The organism is Stenotrophomonas maltophilia (genome assembly GCF_047497515.2).
Classification (GTDB): Bacteria; Pseudomonadota; Gammaproteobacteria; order Xanthomonadales; family Xanthomonadaceae; genus Stenotrophomonas.
In genome coordinates, this window is the sequence record NZ_JAXAXL020000002.1 from 407,299 (window position 1) to 429,191 (window position 21,893).

21 protein-coding genes and 1 pseudogene are annotated in these 21,893 nt (G+C 62.7%); 11 read left to right on the forward strand and 11 right to left on the reverse strand.

Annotated features, from left to right (window positions below; translation table 11 throughout):
* The first annotated feature begins 18 nt into the window (after window positions 1-18).
* Window positions 19-1,518, forward strand: a complete 1,500-nt coding sequence (gene istA / locus ACMZPQ_RS05620) for an IS21-like element ISPa36 family transposase (protein ID WP_414486133.1) — start codon at window positions 19-21, stop codon at window positions 1,516-1,518.
* Window positions 1,505-2,296 (forward strand): annotated as a pseudogene (gene istB / locus ACMZPQ_RS05625) (IS21-like element ISPa36 family helper ATPase IstB). The gene istA and the pseudogene istB overlap by 14 nt, the downstream one beginning before the upstream one ends.
* A 212-nt stretch (window positions 2,297-2,508) precedes the next feature.
* Here istB and ACMZPQ_RS05630 read toward each other — a convergent pair.
* Entirely contained in the window at window positions 2,509-3,816 is a 1,308-nt protein-coding gene (locus tag ACMZPQ_RS05630) for a TolC family protein (RefSeq protein WP_003097539.1), read from the reverse strand.
* A gap of 206 nt (window positions 3,817-4,022) precedes the next feature.
* Between ACMZPQ_RS05630 and ACMZPQ_RS05635 the strand changes: the two genes are divergently transcribed.
* Window positions 4,023-4,815, forward strand: a protein-coding gene (locus ACMZPQ_RS05635; RefSeq protein WP_086009121.1) for an IS5-like element ISStma16 family transposase whose coding sequence is annotated in 2 segments (ribosomal slippage) — window positions 4,023-4,282 and window positions 4,281-4,815 — 795 coding nt in all. Because the reading frame shifts where the segments join, the coding sequence is not laid out codon by codon here.
* Between the two features lie 523 nt (window positions 4,816-5,338).
* Here the strand turns inward: ACMZPQ_RS05635 and ACMZPQ_RS05640 are convergent.
* The gene (locus ACMZPQ_RS05640; RefSeq protein WP_023657317.1) at window positions 5,339-5,980 is read right to left on the reverse strand and encodes a LysR substrate-binding domain-containing protein; all 642 of its coding nucleotides are present in this window, start codon (window positions 5,978-5,980) and stop codon (window positions 5,339-5,341) included.
* A 107-nt stretch (window positions 5,981-6,087) separates the two neighbouring features.
* Here ACMZPQ_RS05640 and ACMZPQ_RS05645 point away from each other — a divergent pair, with 107 nt between their 5' ends.
* Window positions 6,088-6,393, forward strand: coding sequence for a helix-turn-helix domain-containing protein (locus ACMZPQ_RS05645; RefSeq protein WP_003097526.1), 306 nt, complete (start codon window positions 6,088-6,090; stop codon window positions 6,391-6,393).
* Window positions 6,394-6,397: 4 nt separating this feature from the next.
* Here ACMZPQ_RS05645 and ACMZPQ_RS05650 read toward each other — a convergent pair whose 3' ends face one another.
* The 9 genes from ACMZPQ_RS05650 to ACMZPQ_RS05690 all read right to left on the reverse strand — a co-directional run bounded on the left by ACMZPQ_RS05650 (window position 6,398) and on the right by ACMZPQ_RS05690 (window position 15,722).
* Entirely contained in the window at window positions 6,398-7,288 is an 891-nt protein-coding gene (locus tag ACMZPQ_RS05650) for a LysR family transcriptional regulator (RefSeq protein ID WP_003097524.1), read from the reverse strand.
* 231 nt (window positions 7,289-7,519) lie between these two features.
* A complete protein-coding gene (locus ACMZPQ_RS05655; RefSeq protein ID WP_003090336.1) occupies window positions 7,520-7,804 on the reverse strand; it encodes a CopK family periplasmic copper-binding protein in 285 nt (94 codons plus the stop codon).
* Between the two features lie 128 nt (window positions 7,805-7,932).
* On the reverse strand, window positions 7,933-8,859 hold the full coding sequence (gene copD, locus ACMZPQ_RS05660; protein WP_003097522.1) for a copper homeostasis membrane protein CopD: 927 nt from the start codon (window positions 8,857-8,859) through the stop codon (window positions 7,933-7,935).
* Between the two features lie 4 nt (window positions 8,860-8,863).
* Window positions 8,864-9,250: a copper homeostasis periplasmic binding protein CopC gene (gene copC / locus ACMZPQ_RS05665; RefSeq protein WP_003090319.1), complete on the reverse strand. Its 387-nt coding sequence runs from the start codon at window positions 9,248-9,250 to the stop codon at window positions 8,864-8,866.
* 141 nt (window positions 9,251-9,391) lie between these two features.
* Window positions 9,392-11,830 (reverse strand): heavy metal translocating P-type ATPase, encoded by a 2,439-nt coding sequence (locus tag ACMZPQ_RS05670; RefSeq protein WP_197286470.1) that lies wholly within the window; start codon window positions 11,828-11,830, stop codon window positions 9,392-9,394.
* 155 nt (window positions 11,831-11,985) lie between these two features.
* The gene (locus ACMZPQ_RS05675) at window positions 11,986-12,258 is read right to left on the reverse strand and encodes a DUF2933 domain-containing protein (protein WP_003097518.1); all 273 of its coding nucleotides are present in this window, start codon (window positions 12,256-12,258) and stop codon (window positions 11,986-11,988) included.
* A 33-nt stretch (window positions 12,259-12,291) separates the two neighbouring features.
* The gene (locus ACMZPQ_RS05680; RefSeq protein ID WP_003090303.1) at window positions 12,292-12,777 is read right to left on the reverse strand and encodes a DUF411 domain-containing protein; all 486 of its coding nucleotides are present in this window, start codon (window positions 12,775-12,777) and stop codon (window positions 12,292-12,294) included.
* 37 nt (window positions 12,778-12,814) lie between these two features.
* The gene (locus tag ACMZPQ_RS05685; protein WP_005408883.1) at window positions 12,815-13,795 is read right to left on the reverse strand and encodes a copper resistance protein B; all 981 of its coding nucleotides are present in this window, start codon (window positions 13,793-13,795) and stop codon (window positions 12,815-12,817) included.
* Between the two features lie 25 nt (window positions 13,796-13,820).
* On the reverse strand, window positions 13,821-15,722 hold the full coding sequence (locus ACMZPQ_RS05690) for a copper resistance system multicopper oxidase (protein WP_003097515.1): 1,902 nt from the start codon (window positions 15,720-15,722) through the stop codon (window positions 13,821-13,823).
* A 254-nt stretch (window positions 15,723-15,976) separates the two neighbouring features.
* On the opposite strand from ACMZPQ_RS05690, the gene ACMZPQ_RS05695 reads away from it, so the two are divergent.
* From ACMZPQ_RS05695 to arsC, 7 genes are all read left to right on the forward strand, one after another.
* Window positions 15,977-16,669 (forward strand): heavy metal response regulator transcription factor, encoded by a 693-nt coding sequence (locus ACMZPQ_RS05695; protein ID WP_003097513.1) that lies wholly within the window; start codon window positions 15,977-15,979, stop codon window positions 16,667-16,669.
* On the forward strand, window positions 16,650-18,077 hold the full coding sequence (locus ACMZPQ_RS05700) for a Cu(+)/Ag(+) sensor histidine kinase (protein ID WP_003109693.1): 1,428 nt from the start codon (window positions 16,650-16,652) through the stop codon (window positions 18,075-18,077). Before ACMZPQ_RS05695 ends, ACMZPQ_RS05700 begins: the two co-directional genes overlap by 20 nt.
* A 947-nt stretch (window positions 18,078-19,024) precedes the next feature.
* Complete coding sequence (locus tag ACMZPQ_RS05705; protein WP_197580077.1) at window positions 19,025-19,354, forward strand: ArsR/SmtB family transcription factor; 330 nt, start codon at window positions 19,025-19,027, stop codon at window positions 19,352-19,354.
* A gap of 13 nt (window positions 19,355-19,367) precedes the next feature.
* Window positions 19,368-19,838 (forward strand): ArsI/CadI family heavy metal resistance metalloenzyme, encoded by a 471-nt coding sequence (locus ACMZPQ_RS05710; protein ID WP_003107243.1) that lies wholly within the window; start codon window positions 19,368-19,370, stop codon window positions 19,836-19,838.
* Between the two features lie 12 nt (window positions 19,839-19,850).
* Window positions 19,851-20,348, forward strand: coding sequence for an arsenate reductase ArsC (locus ACMZPQ_RS05715; protein WP_003107241.1), 498 nt, complete (start codon window positions 19,851-19,853; stop codon window positions 20,346-20,348).
* A gap of 58 nt (window positions 20,349-20,406) precedes the next feature.
* Window positions 20,407-21,444, forward strand: coding sequence for an ACR3 family arsenite efflux transporter (arsB, locus tag ACMZPQ_RS05720; protein ID WP_003107238.1), 1,038 nt, complete (start codon window positions 20,407-20,409; stop codon window positions 21,442-21,444).
* Window positions 21,445-21,458: 14 nt separating this feature from the next.
* Window positions 21,459-21,881, forward strand: a complete 423-nt coding sequence (gene arsC / locus ACMZPQ_RS05725; RefSeq protein ID WP_003107236.1) for an arsenate reductase (glutaredoxin) — start codon at window positions 21,459-21,461, stop codon at window positions 21,879-21,881.
* The last annotated feature ends 12 nt before the right edge of the window (window positions 21,882-21,893 follow it).

Here is a 21,893-nt window from a genome sequence, read left to right on the forward strand (position 1 = left end):
ATTTCAGGAGTGATCACCATGGTCATGTTGGCCAAGATCCGGCGGATGCATTTCCGCGATGGCCTGCCGCTGCGCGAGATCGCCAAGCGCACGGGCCTATCCCGCAATACCATCCGGCGATGGCTGCGCAGCGGCCAGTCCGAGCCGGTCTATCCCAGGCGAGCCTCGCCCTCCCGGCTCGATCCCTACCGGTCCCAGTTGGAGACGTGGCTGCGTGCCGACAGCCATCGTCCCCGGCGGGAACAACGCACCGCCAAGGTGCTGTTCTCGCAGTTGCAGGCGATCGGCTATCCGGGCACCTACACCCGGGTGACGGCCTTCATCCGCCAGTGGAAGGCGGCCGGCGGCGCCAGCCGCCGCCCGGCCTTCGTGCCGTTGCACTTTCCTCCGGGTGAAGCCTTCCAGTTCGACTGGAGCCGCGAGTACGCCTTCGTCGGCAGCCACGCCAAGATGCCGCTGGATCTCGCCCACGTGAAGCTGGCCTGCAGCCGCGCCTTCTGGTTGGTGGCCTATCCCACCCAGAGCCACGAGATGCTGTTCGATGCTCATACCCAGGCGTTTACCGCCTTCGGTGGCGTGCCGCGCCGCGGCATCTACGACAACATGAAGACGGCGGTGGACGGGATCGGCCAGCACCGGGAACGGCGGGTCAACGCCCGCTTCCACGCCATGACCAGCCACTACCTGTTCGCCGCGGAGTTCTGCAACCGCGCCGCGGGTTGGGAGAAGGGGCGGGTCGAGAAGAACGTGCAGGACCGGCGCCGACAGATCTGGATCGAGGCCGGGGCCCGCCACTGGCCAGATCTGGACACCCTCAATGCCTGGCTCGCCAGCGAGTGCCGCGCCGCTTGGCCGATGCAGGCGCATCCGGATGCCTCCGACATCACCGTGGCCGAAGCTCTGGAGGACGAACAGCCCCACCTGATGCCGATGCCCGCGCCCTTCGACGGCTACATCGAGCGGCCGGTGCGGGTCAGTTCGACCGCGCTGGTCAGCTTCCAGCGCAACCGCTACAGCGTGCCGTGCGAACACGCCCACGCCGTCGCCAGCCTGCGCGTGTATCCCTTCGAACTGGCCGTGGTGGTCGGCGAGGCCGAGGTCGCCCGCCACCGGCGCAGCTTCGAGCGTGATCGGGTCCACTACGACTGGCAGCACTACATCGCCCTGGTCCAGCGCAAGCCGGGGGCACTGCGTGACGGCGCGCCGTTCCTGTCCATGCCCGATCCGCTGCGCAAGCTGCAGCAGGTGTTGCTGCGCCAGCCTCACGGCGACCGCGCCATGGCCCAGGTGCTGGCCGCCGTACCCGTGCACGGGCTCGAAGCGGTACTGGTGGCGGTGGAACTGGCACTCGAGTCCGGCCTGGTGCGCGCCGACCACGTGCTCAACGTGCTGGGGCGATTGCAGCATCCGGACCGCACGATCGAGACGGTCGCCTCGCGAGTGACGCTGCGTCATCCGCCGGTGTCCGATCCGGCCGGCTACGACGCCCTGCGGGAGGCAGATCATGTCGACGCCTGACCTGCCGCTGCGCATGCAGCAGCTCAAGCTGCACGGCATGGCCAGCCAGTGGCCCGAACTGCTGGCCAAGATGCGCCTGCACACCATGGAGCCCGAACACTGGATGGCCGAACTGCTGCAGGCCGAGTCCGCCGAACGGCAGGTTCGTGCCCAGGCCAACCAGATGAAGGCCGCACGTTTCCCCGTCCATCGTGACCTGCTCGGGTTCGACTTCGCGGCCAGTCCCGTTGATCGCGCACTGGTCGAACGACTCCACCAGGGTGACTTCATCCACACCCCCGAGAACGTCGTCCTTGTCGGTGGACCGGGCACCGGCAAGACCCACCTGGCCACCGCCATCGGCATCTAGGCCGTGCGCCAGCATCGCCTGCGCGTGCGCTTCTTCTCCACCATCGAACTGGTCAATGCGCTGGAGAAGGAACAGGCCCAGGGCAAGGCCGGGCAGATCGCCCTGCGCCTGACCTATGCCGACCTGGTCATCCTCGATGAACTGGGCTACCTGCCGTTCACCCCCTCAGGCGGCGCGCTGCTGTTCCACCTGATCAGCAAGCTCTACGAGCGCACCAGCCTCGCCATCACCACCAACTTGGCCTTCTCCGAATGGGGTCAGGTGTTCGGCGACGCCAAGATGACCACCGCGCTGCTGGATCGCATCACCCACCACTGCCACATCCTGGAGACCGGCAACGACTCCTGGCGGCTGCGCAACAGCACCGCCGCCAACAAGACCAAAGCCAGAATCAGGGCAAAGGAGGCCACCACCCAGACCACCAACTGATACCCTCAGCCCCGTACACCGGGTGGGTCAAAGTTCAACGCGCAGCCTGGGTCAGTTTTAAGTGCGCGCCAACAGACGTTGGCAGCGGGGGAGCCGCTGAGGTGGCCGGCGCGCCATTGGGCGACGCCCCATCCAACGGCAATACCGGCAGCAACCAGCGTCAAGCCGGCAAGGATGTTTCTCGAAGAGGTATTCATGGCGAGGGTCTCCACTCAGTCCGCGATCAGGCTGTTCAGTCGGGCGACGAGGCTGTCGCGCTGCGCTCCAAGGTCGATCAGACGCATGCGCGTCTCCAGCACCTGGGCGCGTGCACTGAGCACAGCGCTCAGGTCCCCCTTGGCGGATCGGTAGTTGCTCAATGCAAGCGCCGCTCGGTTCCGTACCAGTTGCAAGCCGGCGGTCTGCAGGCGGTCGATCTGGCTGTTCAACGCTTGGAGTTCGGCGGCGCTGTCGTCCAGCTCCTGCAAATGCCGCCGCGCCACGTCTTCGCGTTCGGCGTCCAGACGTTCCAACTCGTGCCGTTTTGCCTCGATCATGGGCACTTGGCGTCGATCCTTCTGCCAAGGCAGATCGAATGTCACCTGAAATGACACCATGTCGCCCCATCGGCGATCACGCCGGCTATAGGCTATCTCCCAGGCCCAATCGCCGCGGGTCTCTGATTGGGCTTCGCGGGACTCGGCCCGGGCCATGCTTTGCATCGCCGGATAGAGTTCAAGCTCCGCGTGATTCGCCAGTTCTGTGCGCAGTTGCGCGACGGGGCGAGTGAGCGGGCCTGGATCGCCTTGCAGTGCTTCGTCGGCCCTGGAGCCCACCCAGCGCCGCAACGCGGCCCTGGCCTTGGCCCGGTCCCGCTGTAGATCGTCACGGCGGTCCGTGAGTGTCAGCGCCTCCTGTTCCGCGACCAACAGATCGCCAGCCTGGGCGGTGCCGCCGGCGACGCGAGCGGGGAGACTGTCTTGCAGGCGCTGGTTCTCCGCGAGCAGTTCCGTCAGCAGTATCTCCCGTTGCTCCACCGCCTGCGCGGCGATCCACGCCAGGCTGAGTTCCTGGCGGATCTGCAATCGCTGCAAAACCAGCGCCGCGCGTTCTCGATCCACACGCGCCTGCGCGCTGGCGACCTGGGCGTCGCGCTTGGCCCTGTTGGGCACTTCCTGCATGAGCGCCAAGCGCTGCATCGTCATGGATTCGCGCGTCATGCTCCAGCGATCCATGCCGCTGATGGGGTAGTTTTCGATGCCGAGCGAGAGCTTGGGGTCGGGCAGCGAGCCTGCTGCCTTCTGCACGGATTCGGCGACGTTAACCTGCAACTGCTGCGCGCTTATGCGTGGGCTCTGCTGCTCCGCGATAAGGCGTGCCTCAGCAAAATCGAGGGCGTAGGCTACAGGCGAGACAAGCGCACTGCCCGCCAACGCGATGCTGATAGCTTTCAGACGATGCACTCGCATCGAGGCCGGCGTTGTGCCTCGGCCGTACGCCGACGGGCGCCCCTCGGGGGCGCCAAAAAAGGGAGTAAACATGGTTGTCCTCGGAATTGGTATTCACGAAATCACGTGGTCTGCCGCATCGGTGCGCGGCGAGCACGGACACATAAATCAATTCCGCAGGACTTGGAACGTGAGGTAGATCGGCGGAAAGCCCGCGCGGGGATTGGGAGGAATGTAGGTAACGTGCCGCCTGAGAACGTGTTCAAAGTCTCGCCCTCTTGATGTGAGAAGCTCGCTGGGTGAGAAAAGGCTACCCCAGCGACATCAAGCGCGAGCAGTTCGAGGTGATCCGGCCATTGCTGGAGAGTGCGCGCAGAAAGACTGCCCCACGCAAAGTGGAGCTGTACGAGGTGTTCTGCGCCGTGCTGTACCTGCTGCGCACGGGCTGTCAGTGGCGGGCACTGCCCAGCGACTTTCCCAAATGGCGCACCGTGCACTCGTACTTTGCCATCTGGAGCGAGCCACGCGAGGGTGGCAGCCTGCTGGAGCAGGCATTAAAAAAATCAGGTTGGCGCGGCCCGCGAGAAACTGGGGCGCAACGCCTGCAGCACGCTCTTGATCGTGGACGCGCAGAGCGTGAAGAACACGGACACGGCGGGCTTGAAGGGCTATGACGCAGGCAAGAAGGTCTCGGGCATCAAGCGCCACATCGCGGTGGACACCCAGGGATTGCCGCATGCGATAGCGGTGACCACGGCCGAGGTGACGGACCGCAAAGGCGCACTGCAGGCGCTACAGCGCTGCAAGCCCCGGTTGAGCCGGCTACAAAGCCTGCTGTGCGATGCAGGCTACATCGGTCGGCCGTTCGCGCAAGGCGTGCAGCAGATTCTGGGAGGGCATGTGACGGTGCAGATCGCCAAGAGAAGCGAGCTTCACACTTTCAAAGTGATGCCCAAGCGCTGGGTCGTGGAACGCAGCTTTGCCTGGCTGGACAAGAACAGGAGGCTGTGGAAGAACTGCGAGCGATGGCTCAACACCAGCCTGCAGTTCGTCCACTTGGCATTCTTGGTGCTCTTGCTCAAAAGACTTTGAACACGCTCTGAGGGCTACCCGGTCGAGAACCAACCCGGGCAGCGAGTTGGCGAGCCACATCACGTGCGCCGCGAGAAACTGAATGTCCAGCCCCTGCCATGAAAGCGCCGACTCCCGATCGCCACTGCAATGAGCGTGGCACAACTGTGGCGCTTCGCTGTCCATGGAATCAGGCATGCCGGTGCAATCCGACATTGGCAACTTGTCAGCCTGCTGCATCGAGATCGTGGCACGCATTTGCGTGGTTTCCACAGATGCCCTCGGGTCTGGCTTGGGACAGACGTACATCGCCATCGCAACCTGCGAGAAAAGCAAGGTTACGACTAGGCCGCTGGTAATCCAGCGGCTCCATCTTGCGAGAAGGCGCCTTAAGCCGATCATGCGGACATACTATTGGAAGTTGTAGGGAGTTGAATTGATCAAGGTCAGTTTCCAGGATGAATTGATGCGTCTGGACGGCGCCTTGGCCCGAACCGGCACCCGCTGCAAATCCACCGGCAAGGGCGGGCACCGCACGTGGTTGTCATGCTTTACGCGCCTCGGCAACTCGCAAGGCTCTAAGCTCAAATCGATCAGCTACAAGATTCGTCTGTCCCGAGAGTCGCTGCAGGTGCGTAATGACCTCGTAGGGGCCATCGGCTATTGGGCGCGTGCAGATTCCGCACTGGCTAGCGGTTTCGATGCGTGATCGCGAGGAAATCCCTACGCCATATCCAGCTGCGACCCAGAGCAATAACATCTCAAAAGAACTGACATGCTGGACATTCGGCCTTTCCGTTGATGACATGGAGGACAGGTACTGGTCCAGCGAAGGAGAATATTCGGCCTTCCATCGAAACACGGAGTGCTCCTTAAGTTCGTCTATTCTGATTGACTGCTGCCGGAGCAGTGGGTATCGCAGCGGCGTGGCAAGAGCTGTCGCCTCGAACCAAATAGAAAGACTCTTCAGCGAAGAATCGCTCACCTGCTTCAGAGAAAGGCCGACGTCGAAGCGCCGTTTGTAGAGGCCCGTAATGAGATCGCTCGCCGTAACCTCATTAAATTCCATAGAAACTTCGGGCTCCTCCGCGCGCTGCAGGGCAAGCAATGCAGCTAGGTACGAAGAGGCCACACCAGGCGCTATGGCGAGCCTGAGCTGTGGGCGTGGGCTGGTGGCGTCGTGCATGAGAGGCCCCAAGAAGCGATAAGACAAGGATGGAAAGTCTTCATGATAGCTAGTTTGAGTTAAACTTAACGTGGTTAAATTGTTTGGACTGTTCGACGCTTCCAAGGATGGAGAAGCGAACTGTCCGACGAGGCCGTCCCCCAGGAACTACCACTTTCGACGCCGAGCCAGCGTTGGCATTCGGAGCGGCCGTTCGTGTCGCCCGCCTGACGCAAGGTGTTGCTCAGGAAGAACTGGCTGCGAAAGCAGGGATCGAGCGATCGCACATGGGCAAAATAGAGCGTGGGGAGCACATGCCCACTCTCGCTCTGATCTTAAGAATCGCCGCCGGACTCAAGCTCAGTGCTGCGGAACTCGTCAGCGCAGCCGAACGCAATCTTCGTGCCGCGGCGCACGATTCAGATAGGCATTGACGCTTTAGTCATCCGGAGGTCCTCGCAGACGTTCGATGAAGCGATCCAGCGAAACCGATGAGTTGCTGCTTTCTGGCCGAAGCAGATAGGTTGTGATTACCGCCGTGTCCTGCGCCAGAGGGCGAATCACCACGTCCGGCCTCTGGCTGATGGGAATCTTGGTCGCCGTCATGAAACCAATCCCATAGCCTGCGCCGACGAGCGTTAGCATCATGTCCAGCGACGACACTTCTTCGACAACGTTGAGTCTGTGTTCCAGAACCTGTAGCAGCCGATTTAGTTCTCGGCAGTAGCCTTCGCAGGCCAGTTTGTCGCACAGAACCAGTGGGTGACCCTGAAGTTCGTTCAGCGGAACTTGCTTGTGCGCAAGAAGCGAGTGCCGCGCTGGCACGGCGATCACAATCGGGTCTCGCCAGATCGGTTCAGCCACGATGCCTTCGCCAACATCCGCCGCGTGTGCAAATCCGATCGTGAAGTCGCCAGACCGTAGGCCCCGTATCTGCTCGGTCAGCGGTACCTCGGAGAGACGTATCTCGACCTCGGGCTCTTCCGCGCGGCAACGAGCTAGGAACGCCGATAGTCGTGGGTCCATCGCACCATCGGAAATTGCAATGCGCAGGCTGCCCCTCAGGCCCGCGGCAATGGCTCTGGCATTTTCACGCGCTTGCTCCAGGACAGTGAAGAGTCGGCGGGTGTCCTGCAAGAATGCCGCCCCCGCCACGGTCAGCCGTGTGCCCCTGCGGTCGCGGTCAAACAGCGTGACCCCAAGCTCATCTTCCAATTCCTTGATCGCGCGAGACAAGGGGGGTTGCTCTATATGCAGCCTCTCGGCCGCCCGCGTGAAATGCAACTCCTCTGCCAAGACGACAAAGCATCGTAGATGACGCAACTCCATAAATCGGGCTCCTCGCAAGTTCTCATTCGCGCCAGATGTCCCGTGGACGAATCACGGTGGACGGGGAGGCTGGATCCATTTCAGGGAAGTTGATGCGCTTGACATCGCAAAAACTGGCACCTTGAGCGCTCGTGGTTGCTCGTGACGCGTCCCAAGCGCGCGCGCCCAATCGGGGCGCGCGTCTCTGTCACACTGTGCAGAAGCTTTGAAAAGCACCGCACACCCGCGGCGTCATCCGCCGTGCTCTTTTTGTAGCAGCGACCCGAGGCGAGCGACTTCATTGCTGGTGATCGCGATGTTGCGCCCATCCTTCGTCGACACCGAAGCTCCGACATTGAGATAGACGGCGCGCCCGAAGCGGCTTTCCTGTGCCATCTTTCCGTCCTTGAAGATGTACAGCGTTCCCCCGTCAGCCAAGGGAACCATTTCCTTGGCTGCTTGGGCTGCTGCATGACCGGCGAAGGCTGGCACGGAGAGAGCGCTCAACAGGGCGGCAATGACAATTTGCGATTTCATGATCGACTCCTTTGTAAAAACGACGACAACTTGCGCCGCGTCGTTAAATGTAGAAGCAGGCGGTCTACAGAGCGCTTACCCGTGCATTACATTCAATTCATGTGCTGTCATCTGCCGCCCATGAAGGACTAGGTTCCAGTGGGAGACAAGATGCCAAGCCATGCAACGCTCGCCAGAACCAAAACGGCCAAGGTCGCCTCCGTGAACAGACTCTGTCTAAGCTTGATGACTGCCTGTGCGCGATTGCCTGCCTTCAAAGCAGCCTCCAGGCTCGGGCTCAACCGATACCGATTGGCAGCAGCCAACGCCAGCATGCCTGCGAAAAGCAAGAGCTTTACCATCAGCAGCCGGCCATACAGCGTCGAGATGAGCGGATCAAACGATGGTCCGGCGATCAACAGGTAATTGAGAATTCCACTCACGACGAGTGCAGCCACGATCGCTGTACCTATGCGAGCAAAGCCATTCGACGTCCGACTGAGGACCGCTACCGGGTCTTGCGCGACATCCTGCTTGTGGGATGCCAGCATCAAGAACGCCACCAATGCGCCCACCCAAGCGCCCGCTGCCCAGAGGTGCGTGATATCCGACGCAAGATGGATGTAGCCGCGAACGCCGTCGTCCATCGCGCCGTGGCCTGCCCACGCAAGGGTCGCCAGCGCCACGCCGGTGGAGAGCGCCATCACTGCAAATCGCAAGGTAGCGTTCAATTTCAACATTGCGACGAGCACACACACCAACAGCGCGAGGATGCGAATGCACCAGGCGATGCCCATGTGCGTGCCCGTAATGAGCATGTCGAAGACGTGCGTTGACAGCTCCGCGTAGCTCTGGGCACCGGACATGGCCTTGGCCATGACCGTCATGCCCCACATCGACAGGGCAATGCCGATGGCAGCGGATGCGCCAATGAGGACGCGATAGCGGCGCGAGATCGTCGAGGATCGCTCGTCGTTGCCCAAAGCATAGAGACCGAACATGGCGACGCCAAACGCCGCCGCCAGGTCCAGATACAGCGCCAGGCGCAGGACGATGGTCAACCAATCCCCGGCCATGGGCTTACTTCACCTTGAAGGTGACGTTACCCGTGATCGGATGCGTGTCCGAGGAGACGGCACGCCATTCGACGCGATAGTCACCGGGCTGGAGCGCCTGTGCCGGCGTGATGACCATGGTCTTGCCGTCGCCGGCAGCCGCGACGCTGGCGTTGATCTTCATCGGGCCATGGCTCGCCATTCCCGGCATGCCAGTCATGACAAGGCTCGCGGCGGAGAACTGCGGCACCAGCGTCTCGGAGAACTTCAGTTCGATGGTGGCTGGCGCAGAAACCTGCGACTTGTCGGCCGGCGTTGAAGACACCAGCGAAGGATGCGCGAATGCGGCGGTGGCGAACAGACCAGCAGCGATCGGCGCGACGAGCTTGGCGATGAAATGTGAACGGGTCATAGAAGTTTCTACCTGGATGTGTGAGGTGTGGTTTAAGAACGAAATGCCGAGATAAGGCTTGCACCTTTGCAACGGCGTGGAACGAAAGAAACGGTTTGCTGGGCGATAGCAGGCTCCTGTAGTTTCAGAAAGAAAATCCGGTCACAGTCGGCTCGCTCTCAGGCGCAAGGCGTTGCCAACGACCGACGCCGAACTCAGGCTCATCGCCAATGCTGCGATCAGCGGCGACAGCAGCCAGCCCGTGAGGGGATAGAGAACCCCGGCGGCGATGGGGATGCCCAGCGCGTTGTAGAGGAAGGCGAACATGAGGTTCTGCTTCATGTTGCGCACGGTACTCACCGAGAGCGTGCGAGCGACAGCGATGCCACGCAGGTCACCCTTGACCAGCGTGACCTGGGCGCTGTTCATCGCCACGTCGGTTCCCGTTCCCATGGCGATGCCCACGTCTGCCTTCGCCAAGGCCGGCGCGTCGTTGATGCCGTCTCCGGCCATGGCGACGATGCGTCCTTCTTTCTGCAGTCGCTCGATCAACATGAGCTTGTCCGCCGGCTTGACCTCACCATGCACCTCGTCGATGCCTAGGCGTGCACCGACGGCTTTGGCGGTGGTCTGCCCGTCCCCGGTGGCCATGATGACCCGCAGGCCCGCAGCCTTCAACGCGGCCAGGGCCTCGGGGGTGCTGCCCTTGACCGGATCGGACACGGCGAGCAAGCCCGCGAGCTGCCCGTCCACCGCCAGGTACATGACGCTGGCCCCTTCGCCGCGCAGAGCTTCGGCCTGGGGTACGAGCGGTTCCACCGATACGCCAGACTGTTCCATCAGCACTGTGTTGCCCAACGCCAGTTGCCGGTGCTCAACCTTTCCGCGCACGCCGATGCCGGTTCCCGATTCAAAGCTCTGAGGCTTCACGAGTTGGAGGCCCTGGGCACGCGCGGCCTGCACGATGGCGTCGGCCAGGGGGTGTTCACTGCCCTGGTCCAGGCTGGCCGCAAGACGCAGCACCTCATCGTTCGTAAAGCCGGGGGCTGCGACGACCTGATCGAAAGCAGGTCGGCCTTCGGTCAGGGTTCCTGTCTTGTCGATGACGAGGGTATCGACCTTGCGAAGATTCTCGATCGCCGCGGCATCGCGGAACAGCACGCCCTGCGTGGCGCCACGGCCCGTTGCGACCATGATCGACATCGGCGTGGCCAGACCCAGCGCGCACGGGCAGGCGATGATCAGGACGGCCACCGCATTGATCAGTCCATAGACCCAGGTGGGCTGTGGCCCGAAGAATCCCCATACAAGGAGCGTCGTCACCGCAATGGCGACGACGGCCATCACGAAGTAGCCGGCAACGACATCGGCCATGCGTTGCATCGGTGCCTTGGAACGCTGCGCCTGGGCGACCATCTGGACGATCTGCGATAGAACGGTGTCCGAGCCGATCCGCTCCGAACGCATGACCAGCGCGCCGCTGGTGTTGAGTGTGGCCCCGATGACCTTGTCGCCCACGCGCTTGCTGACGGGCAGCGGTTCGCCGGTCAGCATGGATTCGTCAATCGAGCTGCTGCCCTCGTGCACGATGCCATCCACCGGCACCTTCTCGCCGGGTCGGATGCGCAGCAGGTCGCCGACGTGCACATGGCTGAGTGGCACGTCTTCCTCGCTGCCGTCCGCATTGATGCGCCGCGCCGTCTTGGGTGCCAGCCCCAGCAGCGACTTGATGGCTGCCGAAGTCTGGGAGCGGGCCTTGAGTTCCAGCACCTGGCCGAGCAGTGTCAGCGAGATGATGACGGCGGCGGCCTCGAAATACACGCCGACCCGTCCCATGGACATGAAGGAAGCTGGAAACACTTCCGGCGCAACGGTTGCCACAACGCTGTAGATGAATGCCGCACCCGTTCCCAGGCCGATCAGTGTCCACATGTTCGGGCTGCGGTTGACCACGGACAGCCAGCCGCGGGAGAAGAAGGGCCAGCCGGCCCACAGCACGATCGGCAACGACAGCACCAACTCGACCCAGCTCTGTGTAGCCATGTCCATCAGGTGCAGCCGCTCGCCCAGCATCGCCAGCGCCAAGACCACGAGCGTCAGCGGCAAGGTCCACCAGAAGCGACGCGAGAAGTCACGCAACTCCGGGTTGTCGTCATCGAGGTCGGGCAGCAGAGGCTCCAGCGTCATCCCGCACTTGGGGCAGGTTCCCGGATGATCCTGGCGGATCTCCGGGTGCATCGGGCAGGTGTAGATGGTTCCGGGCGCGGTTGGCGATGCCGCCGGGGCCGGTGAAACTGCGGTGCTGGCATGGTGATGCGGTGCATGGCCGCTGCCTGTGCCTATGCCCGCGTCACCGCTGGCATATCGCGCCGGATCGGCGTCGAATTTGGCCTTGCATCCGGTGCTGCAAAACAAGTACGTGTTCCCCAAGTGCGTGGAACGGTGCTCCGACGCCGCCGTGACCGCCATGCCACACACCGGATCTCGCGTCGCGGCATCGGGCTGCGTGTGGCTTGAGGACCCGCCCGCGTCGTCACTTCCAGCATGGCTGGCGTGATGGTGGTGCGTATGCGGGCCGGACGTTGTGGCACCCGCCGCCATGCCTGCGTGCTCATGTCCTGAAGACTTGCTGGGTGAATTCATAGTGACAAGTGCCCTCCGCCGTTAACCTTTGGTGTCTGGTGATCGCAGCAGGCCGCAGGCGCGCAAGGAGACAAGCGCGGCGTCGCGTGCTCGCACGGTGCGAGTGCCTCGACTCATTGCTTCTGCTCCTTGGAGGCTGCGGCACCTTCCTTACCCTGACGCGCGGCATGATCGTGTCCGCCGTGGCCGTGACCACGGTGCATGAACAGGTGCATCAGCGGACAAGCCGCCAGCAGCAGGAAGGGGAGATAGCCGGCAACATGTGCCGTATGCTCCTTGAGCAGGAAATACGCGGCGACAGCGGCGATGATGAGGAACGCCACGCCGTAGCGCGATCGCCAGAACCGGGGGCGATCGCTGGGGGTCTGTGTGTGCTGATGCTGCATGGCATATCTCCACGGAGAAGGGTTGATGGATGGTCAGCGATGCGACTGATAGACCGTGCTGCTACCGTTTTTCCCAATCAGCAGCACGTCGTAGGCGTCCTTGCGTCCACCATAGGCCGGACCATCCATGCCGGGCGAACCGACCGGCATGCCGGGCGCCGCGAGGCCGATGGCCTGCGGGGCTTCGCGCAGCAAGCGTTGAATGTCCGAGGCAGGCACATGACCCTCGATGGCATAGCCGCCGATCTGCGCCGTGTGGCAAGAACCGTACTTCTGCGGGATGCCCAGCCGCGTGCGCGCTGCGGTGTTCCCGGTGTCGAGAACCTGCACATCGAAGCCTGCGCCTTGCAGGTGTGAGACCCAGTCCTTGCAGCATCCGCAGCTCGGGTCCTTCCAGACCTTGGCAATCGGTCGGCTCTGCGCCAGGCTCGGTCCTGCGAGTGCCATCACCAACAAGCCAGCGATCAATGCCTGGCGTCTCGGCACTTTGCCCTGGCTTCTGTCGTAGTGCATGTTCATGGATCGCCTCTCATCAGATGATCAAACCCGCTAGGTTCTAGAACCAGAATCGCACGCCAGCCACCCAGCGCGTCTGCTGCGCACGGCCGCCTTCGGCACGCACATAGTCCGCGGTGCGTCCGAAGCTGCCCGCCCGTTCCACGCCGATATAGGGGGCGAACTGGCGACTGAATTCATAGCGCAGGCGCAAGCCAGCAGACGCTTCGGCCAGGCCCTTGCCGATACCGCGTTCCGGGTCGTCCTTGCCATAAAACTGCAACTCGGCGCGAGGCTCCAGAATCAGTCGCTGGGTCAGCAGCAGCTCGTAGCTGCCTTCGACACGCAGCGCCGTACGTCCACCACTTCCCACGTAGCCCGTCGCCTCCAGCTCGAACCAGTAGGGGGCGAGGCCCTGGATGCCGAAAGCCAACCATTGACGGCTCGGGCCTTCCCCGTTATCCACCCGAACGCCGAGCTGGGTGTCCCAGTACGGTGCGACGGCGTGCCCCCAGAGAAGCTCGGTACGCGATTCTTCGAGCTTTCCTTTGGCGATATCGCCTTCGGCCTTCACGACGGCCTTGTTGTAGGTCGTCCCATACCACGCCTGGAGGTCGTAGGCCGTGGAGTCGTCTCCTTTGCGCGTGAAGCGGCGTTCCAGAGTTTCGCCGCGCAACGAAAAGAACCTGTGTTCGTCGGCCAGCATCAGCCGCGGCACACCGGGTACGGCGTAGTCGCCCGATCCCAATGTCAGGCCATTGGAGTAGCCATGCGGATCGCGGGCGTCAGGAGGCGCCGACCCGCCCTGCATCTGCATGTTGCCGTGATCCATGGCCGGGGCCGCGGTCGAGCCGCTCGCCGACGTCGCGTGACCCGCGTGCGGGTCGGCGGCAGGAGCCACGGTCTGAGTGGATGGCGCGGCCGTTTGAGCGTCGGCCTGGCCGTGCGCTGCATGGTCGTTCTGTGCTTGTGCCTGGGCGGCGACGCTTACCAGGGCCAGAAGCGTCGTGGCCAGTGCGCGAGTGGGGAGTGCTTTGGACATTCTTGGTCTTCCTTGTGCGCTGGGTTCAAGACACCACGACTTCGCGGAACATGCCGGCATCCATGTGGAACATCAGGTGGCAGTGCCACGCCCAGCGGCCGAGCGCGTCGGCTGTCACCAGGAAGCTGATGCGTTGTGCCGGCTGCACCGGCAGGGTGTGGCGGCGCGCAAGGAAGCGACCGTCGGGGCTTTCCAGCTCGCTCCACATGCCGTGCAGGTGCATGGGATGGGTCATCATGGTGTCGTTGTGCAGAATGACCCGCAGCCGCTCGCCGTGTTTGAAGTGCACCGGCGTGGACTTTCCGAACTCCAGCCCGTCCAGGGACCATGCGTAGCGTTCCATGTTGCCCGTGAGGTGCAGTTCGACCTCCCGGCCGGGGCCTCTCTTGTCCAGCGGCCCCGACGGGGTATGCAGATCCGCGAGGGTCAACACGCGCCGACCGTTGTTGCGCAGTCCGATGCCGGGGTCATCGAGGTTGGTGCGCGCCATGTCAACGCGCATGTCCGTGCTGGCACCATACTCGGTGCGAGCGTGGCGAGCAGTAGTGCTGGGCACGGCCAGTCCCCCCGCCGCCGCGGCGTGTTGGCTGTGATCCATCGCCATGCCACCGTGGTTCATGGCGCCGTGATTCATGCCTGCCATCGCCCCATGATCCATCCCGGACATCGAACCCGAGCCCATCCCGGTCATCCCGGTCATGCCCGTCATGCCCGTCATCCCGGTCATCTCCATGGCCTGGCCGGACCCGCCATGGTCCATGCCCCCCATCATGCCGCCCATCATGTCGTTCATGGTCAGCCATTCGACCGGATCGAGGGCAGGCACGGGAGCTTGAAGACCTTCACGCACGGCCAGCGTGGCACGCGCGTAGCCTGTCCGGTCCATCGCCTGGGCGAAGATCGTGTAAGCGTCATCCCGTGGCTGGACGATCACGTCGACGGTTTCGCCAGGACCGAATCGGAACTCATCGACGGTCACCGGCTCCACGTCAACACCATCGACGTGCACCACCGTGAGTTTCAGTCCTGGAATGCGTACGTCGTAGAAGGTGTTGCCCGCACCGTTGACCATGCGCAGCCGCACGCGCTCACCCGGTCGGAACAGCGCCGTCCAATTGCCGGCGGGGGTGACGCCGTTGGCCAGATAGGTCAGCGTGGCGGCAGACAGATCTGCGAGATCCGTCGGATTCATCCGCATCTCGTTCCACATCTTGCGCTTGTCGATCGCAGCGGCCGTGCCTTCGCGCGAGGCGTCCCGGAAGAAGTCGAAGACGGTAGGTTGGTTGTAGTTGTAATAGTCGCTTTGGGACTTGAGCTTGGTGAACACCCGCATCGGGTCTTCGTCGGTCCAATCCGAGAACAGCAGCACGTGGTCACGGTCGGCGTGGATGGTCTCGGCGCCAGCGGGGTCGATGATGATCGCCCCGTACATGCCCGTGAGTTCCTGGAAGCCGGAGTGCGAGTGGTACCAGTAGGAGCCGCTCTGCTGAACCTTGAAGCGGTACGTGAAGGTCTCGCCGGGAGCGATGCCATTGAAGCTGATGCCCGGCACGCCATCCATCTGATACGGCAGGATGATCCCGTGCCAGTGAATGGATGTGGCTTCACGCAGCTTGTTGGTTACACGGATTGTGACGGTGTCACCCTCGCGCCAACGCAATGTCGGTGCCGGCAGCGAGCCGTTGATGGTCGTAGCCACGCCTGGCTTGCCCGTGAAGTTCACGGGCGATTCGGCGATCACCAAGTCGAACTCGGTGCCCTTCAGCACAGGGGCGGCACCGCGCGTCGCGGAGCCTTGCTGGGCAAATGCCTTGAACGCCGGCGTGGACAGCCCAGCGAGAACGCCGCCGGCGGCTAACCCTTGGACGAAACGCCGACGAGAAAGGCCCTGTGTGGGCACGATAAAAAAGGGTGAACGAGGCGGCATGGCCTGAAATCCTCCATAGATGACTCGGAAGTCGTTCTAAACGCCACCCCATCCTGAGCGGCACAGTTCGACGCAATGCAGGTCATGCTATGGGTTGGGCACTTTCCATCGAATGACCCCTGAATTACATTCATGTAATGTTCGTGTCATGTTCGTGGAAGCTGGCAACCAGTAAATTGCTGATTGAAAGTGGATGAATGCGTACATCGTGAGCGGCTATTTTTCCGCGCCGTAGCGATTTCATGGGACATGCGATGAAACTGCTGGTCGTTGAAGACGAGAACAAGACGGCGGATTACGTCCGCCAAGGTCTCATGGAGGCGGGATTCGTCGTGGATCTGGCGCGCAACGGATTGGACGGACACCACCTGGCCATGGGCGAGACATACGATCTGGTGGTCTTGGATGTCATGCTGCCGGATGTCGATGGCTGGCGCATCGTGCGTGCCCTTCGAGATGCCGGTAAACAGGTCCCTGTGCTCTTTCTGACGGCGCGTGGCGGTGTAGACGACCGTGTCAAGGGATTGGAACTGGGAGCGGACGACTACCTCGTCAAGCCATTCGCGTTCTCTGAGTTGCTGGCGCGGGTGCGGACGCTGCTGCGACGCGGAAGCGCTCCGAGCCAGCCTGATCGCATCCAGGTTGCCGATTTGGTGCTGGACTTGGCGCGCCGGCGCGCAACGCGCGCTGGCCAACGCATCAATCTCACCAGCAAGGAGTTCGCGTTGCTTGAGCTCCTGGCCCGTCGCCAGGGGGAGGTCCTTCCACGGTCTCTGATCGCGTCGCAGGTATGGGACATGAATTTCGACAGCGACAGCAACGTCATCGATGTAGCCATCCGCCGTCTACGCGCGAAGATAGACGATGCGTTCAATCCGAAGCTCATCCACACCGTGCGTGGAATGGGATACACGCTCGATGCGCCCGATGATGCCCCTGCGCCATAAGCCGCGGCAAAGCCGTCCAGCGTCGCTTGCATTGAGGGTCACGGCCCTCGTTGGTATCGCCACGACCTTGGTGTTTCTTGTGTTCAATTGGGTCATTCTCCGGTCGTTGGAGCACCACTTTGCTCAACAGGATGCCCACGAACTGGAGGCAGTGACAACCGCTTTGGCTCAGCCCTTGCACCAGCTTGCAAGTGACATCGCAAGCGACGAACTGAAGCAACACTTGGCCAACGCAGTCGCAGGACATCATGGGATGACGTACGGCGTCTACGATGGGGCTGGCAATAGCATCTATGCCACGCCCGGTCCTGACCTGTCTAAACTTGCCAGTAGCAAAAAGTTGGTCAACCGCATCACCGCTGACGATTTGATCGTGTGGCAGGAGGATCAGAGGTCATATCGAGGTGTGGTGCTGCAACTGCCTGCTGACGATTCAGCGGCGCCCGGCTACCGCATCGTCGCTGCCATGGACATCGGCTTTCATCTCGACTTCCTGGCGGAGTTCAAGCGCATGCTCTGGTGGGCAACCGGCTTGGTCATGTGCCTGGCGCTCGGTGTGGCTTGGCTGGCGGTGCAGTGGGGCCACCTGCCGATTCGCAAGGTCAATGAAGAGATTCGGGCGATTCGCTCTTCAAAGCTGGATGTGAGGCTGGATCCTCGGGATGTGCCGATCGAACTGGCGGAACTGGTATTCGCCTTCAACGATATGTTGGCGAGAATCGAGGAAGGCTTCACCCGGCTATCACACTTTTCCGCAGACATCGCGCACGAGTTGCGCACGCCCGTCACCAACCTGGTCACGCAGACTCACGTGGCGCTTGGCCAGCCGCGCAGCAACGAGGAATACAGAGAAATCCTCTATTCAAATTTGGAAGAGTTTGATCGGATGGGACGCATGATTGGTGACATGCTGTTTCTTGCCCAAACGGAAAATGATCCCCGCAACTTGCGTCTGTCTACCATTGATCTGTCCGAATTGGTGCGGAGTCTGTTCGACTATTTCGAGGCGCTGGCAGAAGATAGCGGCATTACGCTTGGTGTTAAAGGGGCGATCGGCAGCATAGCGGCGGATCGGGAAATGCTCACCCGGGCGCTGAACAATCTTCTCTCGAATGCAATTCGACACACGCCTCGCGGCAAGAGCATCACGGTCTTGCTTTCGCAGGACGAGCAGTGGACAACGATCAGTGTGGTCAATCCCGGTGAGAGAATTCCTGAGCGCGATCTACCAAAGCTCTTCAACCGCTTCTACCGAGTTGATCCGGCACGGCAACGAAATACGGCGGGCGCCGGTCTTGGCCTTGCCATCGTGAAATCGATTGCGGAGGCACATGGTGGCTCCGTTGCCGTGACCTCCAGTGAGCTTGTCACCAGGTTTGACTTGGTATTGCCCCATCTGCGGCAGTAGTCCGAGGGCGCTGCGGTCCGTCCAGCCAACTGGCGTATCTCTTTGCCTGATTCTGGGATCTACCCGGCCGGCCACGTTGCTACGCGAGCGGGACATTTTTTCTCCGTGACTGCCACGTGCCCAGTCCTAGCGGCAGGCGCCGACATCATGCGCTTGTGTATCCCATCGCTACGTCCACACCGCGCGCGGGGGCCTTTGCTCGGTCGTGATCCGGTCACCGATCGTCGATAGCCTCAGCGGTCAGTGCCGAACGTCTGCCTGCTCGGCGCCTCGATCGCGCGCAGACCTGGCTGTGTGCGCTGAGCCCCTGAGGTGAGTTGGAAGTTGGTCTGCTGGTTCGTTGCGCGGGTATATGTACCCGTAGCTGGGTACAGAGAGTCTTATTGATCAAGATCAAGGTACTGCTATCAGGCGCCGGCTGCATATGAACGCAGCCAACCGCCAAAACTACCTATGCAGGTGTCCACTAAAACTTGACCACTGCACCCCGCCCGAAGGCTTCTCCGACTCGCCCGCTGACGCGGGCCAGGTCAACCCCACAACGACAGGCGAGAACGCCCCGCCATGCCTTGCAGCGCCGGTCTTGAGGCGTGGCGTGGAAGCTCCATAGCGATGCCGGGCGGGTTGTCCCTGAACCGCGTTGAGGACGGCACGCACCTGCACAACCTGCCGCAGCAAGCGCCAGCGTGTTCGCCAGCGTCCCGTCCATCGCGGCGGGGCGCTGGCCGGGCCGATCCGGCGCAGCCGGTTCGGCGGCATCGAGGGGCGCCAAGCATCGCGCGGCGGGGATAGCCCGCAGGGCTTTCCCCTGGAGGCAAGCGAAGCGCGCAGCGCCGCAGGCGCGAAGGCGTGAGCAACTGTCTTGAAAGTCAAGCCTCGCAAGCGCGCAGGCTCCATTCAATTGAAGCGTTTTGCCAATGATTCAATAAATGTTGTATTATCGAATCATGAACGAGACCCAAGCCATTTCCGCCCTCGGCGCCCTGGCCCATACCCAGCGGCTGCGCGTGTTCCGCGCCCTGGTGGTCGCCGGCCCCGAAGGGCTGACACCCAGCGTCCTCGCCGACCAGTTCGACGTGGCCCGCAACTCCCTGTCCTTCCACCTGAAAGAACTGGCCCATGCCGGCCTGGTCACCATCGAGCAGCAGGGCCGCAACCTGATCTACCGCGCCGACTTCACCCAGATGAATGGGCTGCTCGGCTATCTGACCGAGCACTGCTGCCAGGGCGGCGCGTGCGAGGTCACCGAATCCTCCTCTGCCTGTACTTCCTGCTGAAAGGATCACCCCCATGAAGCGCTTTCACGTCCACCTGCACGTCGATGACCTGAACCGCAGCATCGGCTTCTATTCCCAACTGTTCGCCGCGCAGCCCGCGCGCGTCGAAGGCGACTACGCCAAATGGATGCTCGAAGACCCGCCGGTCAACTTCGCCATCTCCACACGTGGCAACAAGCCGGGCATCGACCACCTGGGTATCCAGACCGACGATGCCGAGGAATTGGCGGTGCTGAAGGCCCGCGCCGAGGCGGCCGACATGACGCTGCTGGACGAGGGCACCACGACCTGCTGCTACGCGCGCAGCGAGAAGCACTGGATCACCGATCCGCAGGGCGTGGCCTGGGAGCACTTCCACACGCTGGGCAACATTCCGGTCTTTAACGAAGCGGCGCCTGCAGCGACTTCCGCCGCAGCGTGCTGTACCCCGGTGCGCGGCAAGCCGGTGGGCGTTGCGGTGAAGCCGGCTTCCTCCTGCTGCTGATGTGAGATACCCATGACCACCGACAAGACCTACAACGCCCTGTTCATCTGCACGGGTAACTCGGCCCGCTCCATCCTGGCCGAAGGCATCCTCAATGAATTGGGCCAGGGGCGCTTTCGCGCCTACTCGGCGGGCAGCCACCCCAAGGGCGAAGTCCACCCACTGGCGCTCGCCACGCTGGAGCGGCTGCACATGCCGACCGCCGGCTACCGCAGCAAGAACTGGGACGAGTTCGCGGCGCCCGGTGCGCCGGAGCTGGATTTCATCTTCACGGTCTGCGACAACGCCGCCGGCGAGGTCTGCCCCGTGTGGCCGGGGCGCCCGATGTCGGCGCATTGGGGTGTGCCTGATCCTGCAGCCGTTGAAGGCACCGACGAGCAGAAGCGCAAGGCGTTCACGGATGCGGCGCTGACGCTGCGCCGACGCATCGAATTGTTCCTGTCGCTGCCGATTCAGCGCCTGGATGCCATGTCGCTGCAGCACGAGCTGCGCAGCATTGGTACGAAGTGAGGTTGGCGCGATGAGTGTTGGAACCCAAACGGCCGGCCGCGTGCCGGCCGCCCCCACCATGAGCGTCTTCGAGCGCTACCTGAGCGTGTGGGTGCTGCTGTGCATCGTCGCCGGTATCGCGCTCGGCCAGTTCGCGCCGGGCGTGTTCCAGGCCATCGGCCGCACGGAAGTGGCTCAGGTCAACCTGCCCGTGGGCCTGCTGATCTGGGTGATGATCATTCCCATGCTGCTCAAGGTGGACTTCGGCGCTCTCGGCCAGGTCAAGCAGCACTGGCGCGGCATCGGCGTGACGCTGTTCATCAACTGGGCCGTCAAACCATTCTCGATGGCGTTGCTGGCGTGGATCTTCATCCGCCAGGTCTTCGCGCAGTGGCTCCCCGCCGACCAGCTCGACAGCTATGTCGCGGGCCTGATCTTGCTGGCCGCCGCACCTTGCACAGCCATGGTGTTCGTCTGGAGCCGGCTGACCGGGGGCGATCCTGTGTTCACGCTGTCGCAGGTCGCGCTGAACGACACCATCATGGTGTTCGCCTTCGCGCCCATCGTCGGCCTGCTGCTGGGCCTATCGTCCATCACGGTGCCGTGGGCCACGCTGCTGGTATCGGTCGGCCTGTACATCGTGATTCCCGTCATCCTGGCCCAGTTCTGGCGCCGCGCCCTGCTGAGCAAGGGCCAAGCCGCCTTCGACCGGGCGCTGGAGCGCATCGGGCCGCTGTCCATCGCGGCGCTGCTGCTCACGCTGGTGCTGCTGTTCGCCTTCCAGGGCGAGGCCATCATCCGCCAGCCACTGGTCATCGCCATGCTGGCCGTTCCGATCCTGATCCAGGTGTTCTTCAACTCCGGCCTGGCCTACTGGCTCAACCGCAAGGCGGGCGAGCAGCACAGCATCGCTTGTCCTTCGGCGCTGATCGGCGCCAGCAACTTCTTCGAGCTTGCCGTAGCCGCCGCCATCAGCCTGTTCGGCTTCCAGTCCGGCGCCGCGCTGGCCACCGTGGTCGGCGTGCTGATCGAGGTGCCAGTCATGCTACTGGTCGTTCGGATCGTCAACCAAAGCAAGGGCTGGTATGAGTGCGGCCCGAACCCTGCCCGTGGATAACCAAGACACGACTCATGAGCAACATCACCATTTACCACAACCCCACCTGCGGCACGTCGCGCAACGTGCTGGCTCTGATCCGCAACAGCGGCGAAGAGCCGAACGTTATCGAATACCTGAAGACACCGCCTGACCGCGAAACGCTGCAACGCCTGATCACGGACATGGGCGCGCCAATGCGCGCCGTGCTGCGTGAGAAGGGTACGCCCTATGCGGAATTGGGCCTCGATGACCCGAAGTGGGGTGACGAGCAGTTGATTGGCTTCATGCTCCAGCACCCCATCCTCATCAACCGGCCCATCGTGGTGACCCCGCTGGGCACGCGCCTGTGCCGGCCCTCAGAGGCCGTGCTGGACATCCTGCCGCAGCCGCAGCGCGGCGCGTTCCGCAAGGAAGACGGCGAAGCCGTGGTGGATGCGGAGGGTCGCAGGGTCTGAGACCTCCCGCAC

What these genes read in the sequence shown, in the direction of transcription:
- istA (WP_414486133.1), top strand. Translation starts at nt 19, where the DNA reads ATGGTCATGTTGGCCAAGATCCGGCGGATGCATTTCCGCGATGGCCTG.
- ACMZPQ_RS05630 (WP_003097539.1), bottom strand. Translation starts at nt 3,816, where the DNA reads ATGTTTACTCCCTTTTTTGGCGCCCCCGAGGGGCGCCCGTCGGCGTAC.
- ACMZPQ_RS05640 (WP_023657317.1), bottom strand. Translation starts at nt 5,980, where the DNA reads ATGCACGACGCCACCAGCCCACGCCCACAGCTCAGGCTCGCCATAGCG.
- ACMZPQ_RS05645 (WP_003097526.1), top strand. Translation starts at nt 6,088, where the DNA reads ATGGAGAAGCGAACTGTCCGACGAGGCCGTCCCCCAGGAACTACCACT.
- ACMZPQ_RS05650 (WP_003097524.1), bottom strand. Translation starts at nt 7,288, where the DNA reads ATGGAGTTGCGTCATCTACGATGCTTTGTCGTCTTGGCAGAGGAGTTG.
- ACMZPQ_RS05655 (WP_003090336.1), bottom strand. Translation starts at nt 7,804, where the DNA reads ATGAAATCGCAAATTGTCATTGCCGCCCTGTTGAGCGCTCTCTCCGTG.
- copD (WP_003097522.1), bottom strand. Translation starts at nt 8,859, where the DNA reads ATGGCCGGGGATTGGTTGACCATCGTCCTGCGCCTGGCGCTGTATCTG.
- copC (WP_003090319.1), bottom strand. Translation starts at nt 9,250, where the DNA reads ATGACCCGTTCACATTTCATCGCCAAGCTCGTCGCGCCGATCGCTGCT.
- ACMZPQ_RS05670 (WP_197286470.1), bottom strand. Translation starts at nt 11,830, where the DNA reads ATGGCGGCGGGTGCCACAACGTCCGGCCCGCATACGCACCACCATCAC.
- ACMZPQ_RS05675 (WP_003097518.1), bottom strand. Translation starts at nt 12,258, where the DNA reads ATGCAGCATCAGCACACACAGACCCCCAGCGATCGCCCCCGGTTCTGG.
- ACMZPQ_RS05680 (WP_003090303.1), bottom strand. Translation starts at nt 12,777, where the DNA reads ATGAACATGCACTACGACAGAAGCCAGGGCAAAGTGCCGAGACGCCAG.
- ACMZPQ_RS05685 (WP_005408883.1), bottom strand. Translation starts at nt 13,795, where the DNA reads ATGTCCAAAGCACTCCCCACTCGCGCACTGGCCACGACGCTTCTGGCC.
- ACMZPQ_RS05690 (WP_003097515.1), bottom strand. Translation starts at nt 15,722, where the DNA reads ATGCCGCCTCGTTCACCCTTTTTTATCGTGCCCACACAGGGCCTTTCT.
- ACMZPQ_RS05695 (WP_003097513.1), top strand. Translation starts at nt 15,977, where the DNA reads ATGAAACTGCTGGTCGTTGAAGACGAGAACAAGACGGCGGATTACGTC.
- ACMZPQ_RS05700 (WP_003109693.1), top strand. Translation starts at nt 16,650, where the DNA reads ATGATGCCCCTGCGCCATAAGCCGCGGCAAAGCCGTCCAGCGTCGCTT.
- ACMZPQ_RS05705 (WP_197580077.1), top strand. Translation starts at nt 19,025, where the DNA reads ATGAACGAGACCCAAGCCATTTCCGCCCTCGGCGCCCTGGCCCATACC.
- ACMZPQ_RS05710 (WP_003107243.1), top strand. Translation starts at nt 19,368, where the DNA reads ATGAAGCGCTTTCACGTCCACCTGCACGTCGATGACCTGAACCGCAGC.
- ACMZPQ_RS05715 (WP_003107241.1), top strand. Translation starts at nt 19,851, where the DNA reads ATGACCACCGACAAGACCTACAACGCCCTGTTCATCTGCACGGGTAAC.
- arsB (WP_003107238.1), top strand. Translation starts at nt 20,407, where the DNA reads ATGAGCGTCTTCGAGCGCTACCTGAGCGTGTGGGTGCTGCTGTGCATC.
- arsC (WP_003107236.1), top strand. Translation starts at nt 21,459, where the DNA reads ATGAGCAACATCACCATTTACCACAACCCCACCTGCGGCACGTCGCGC.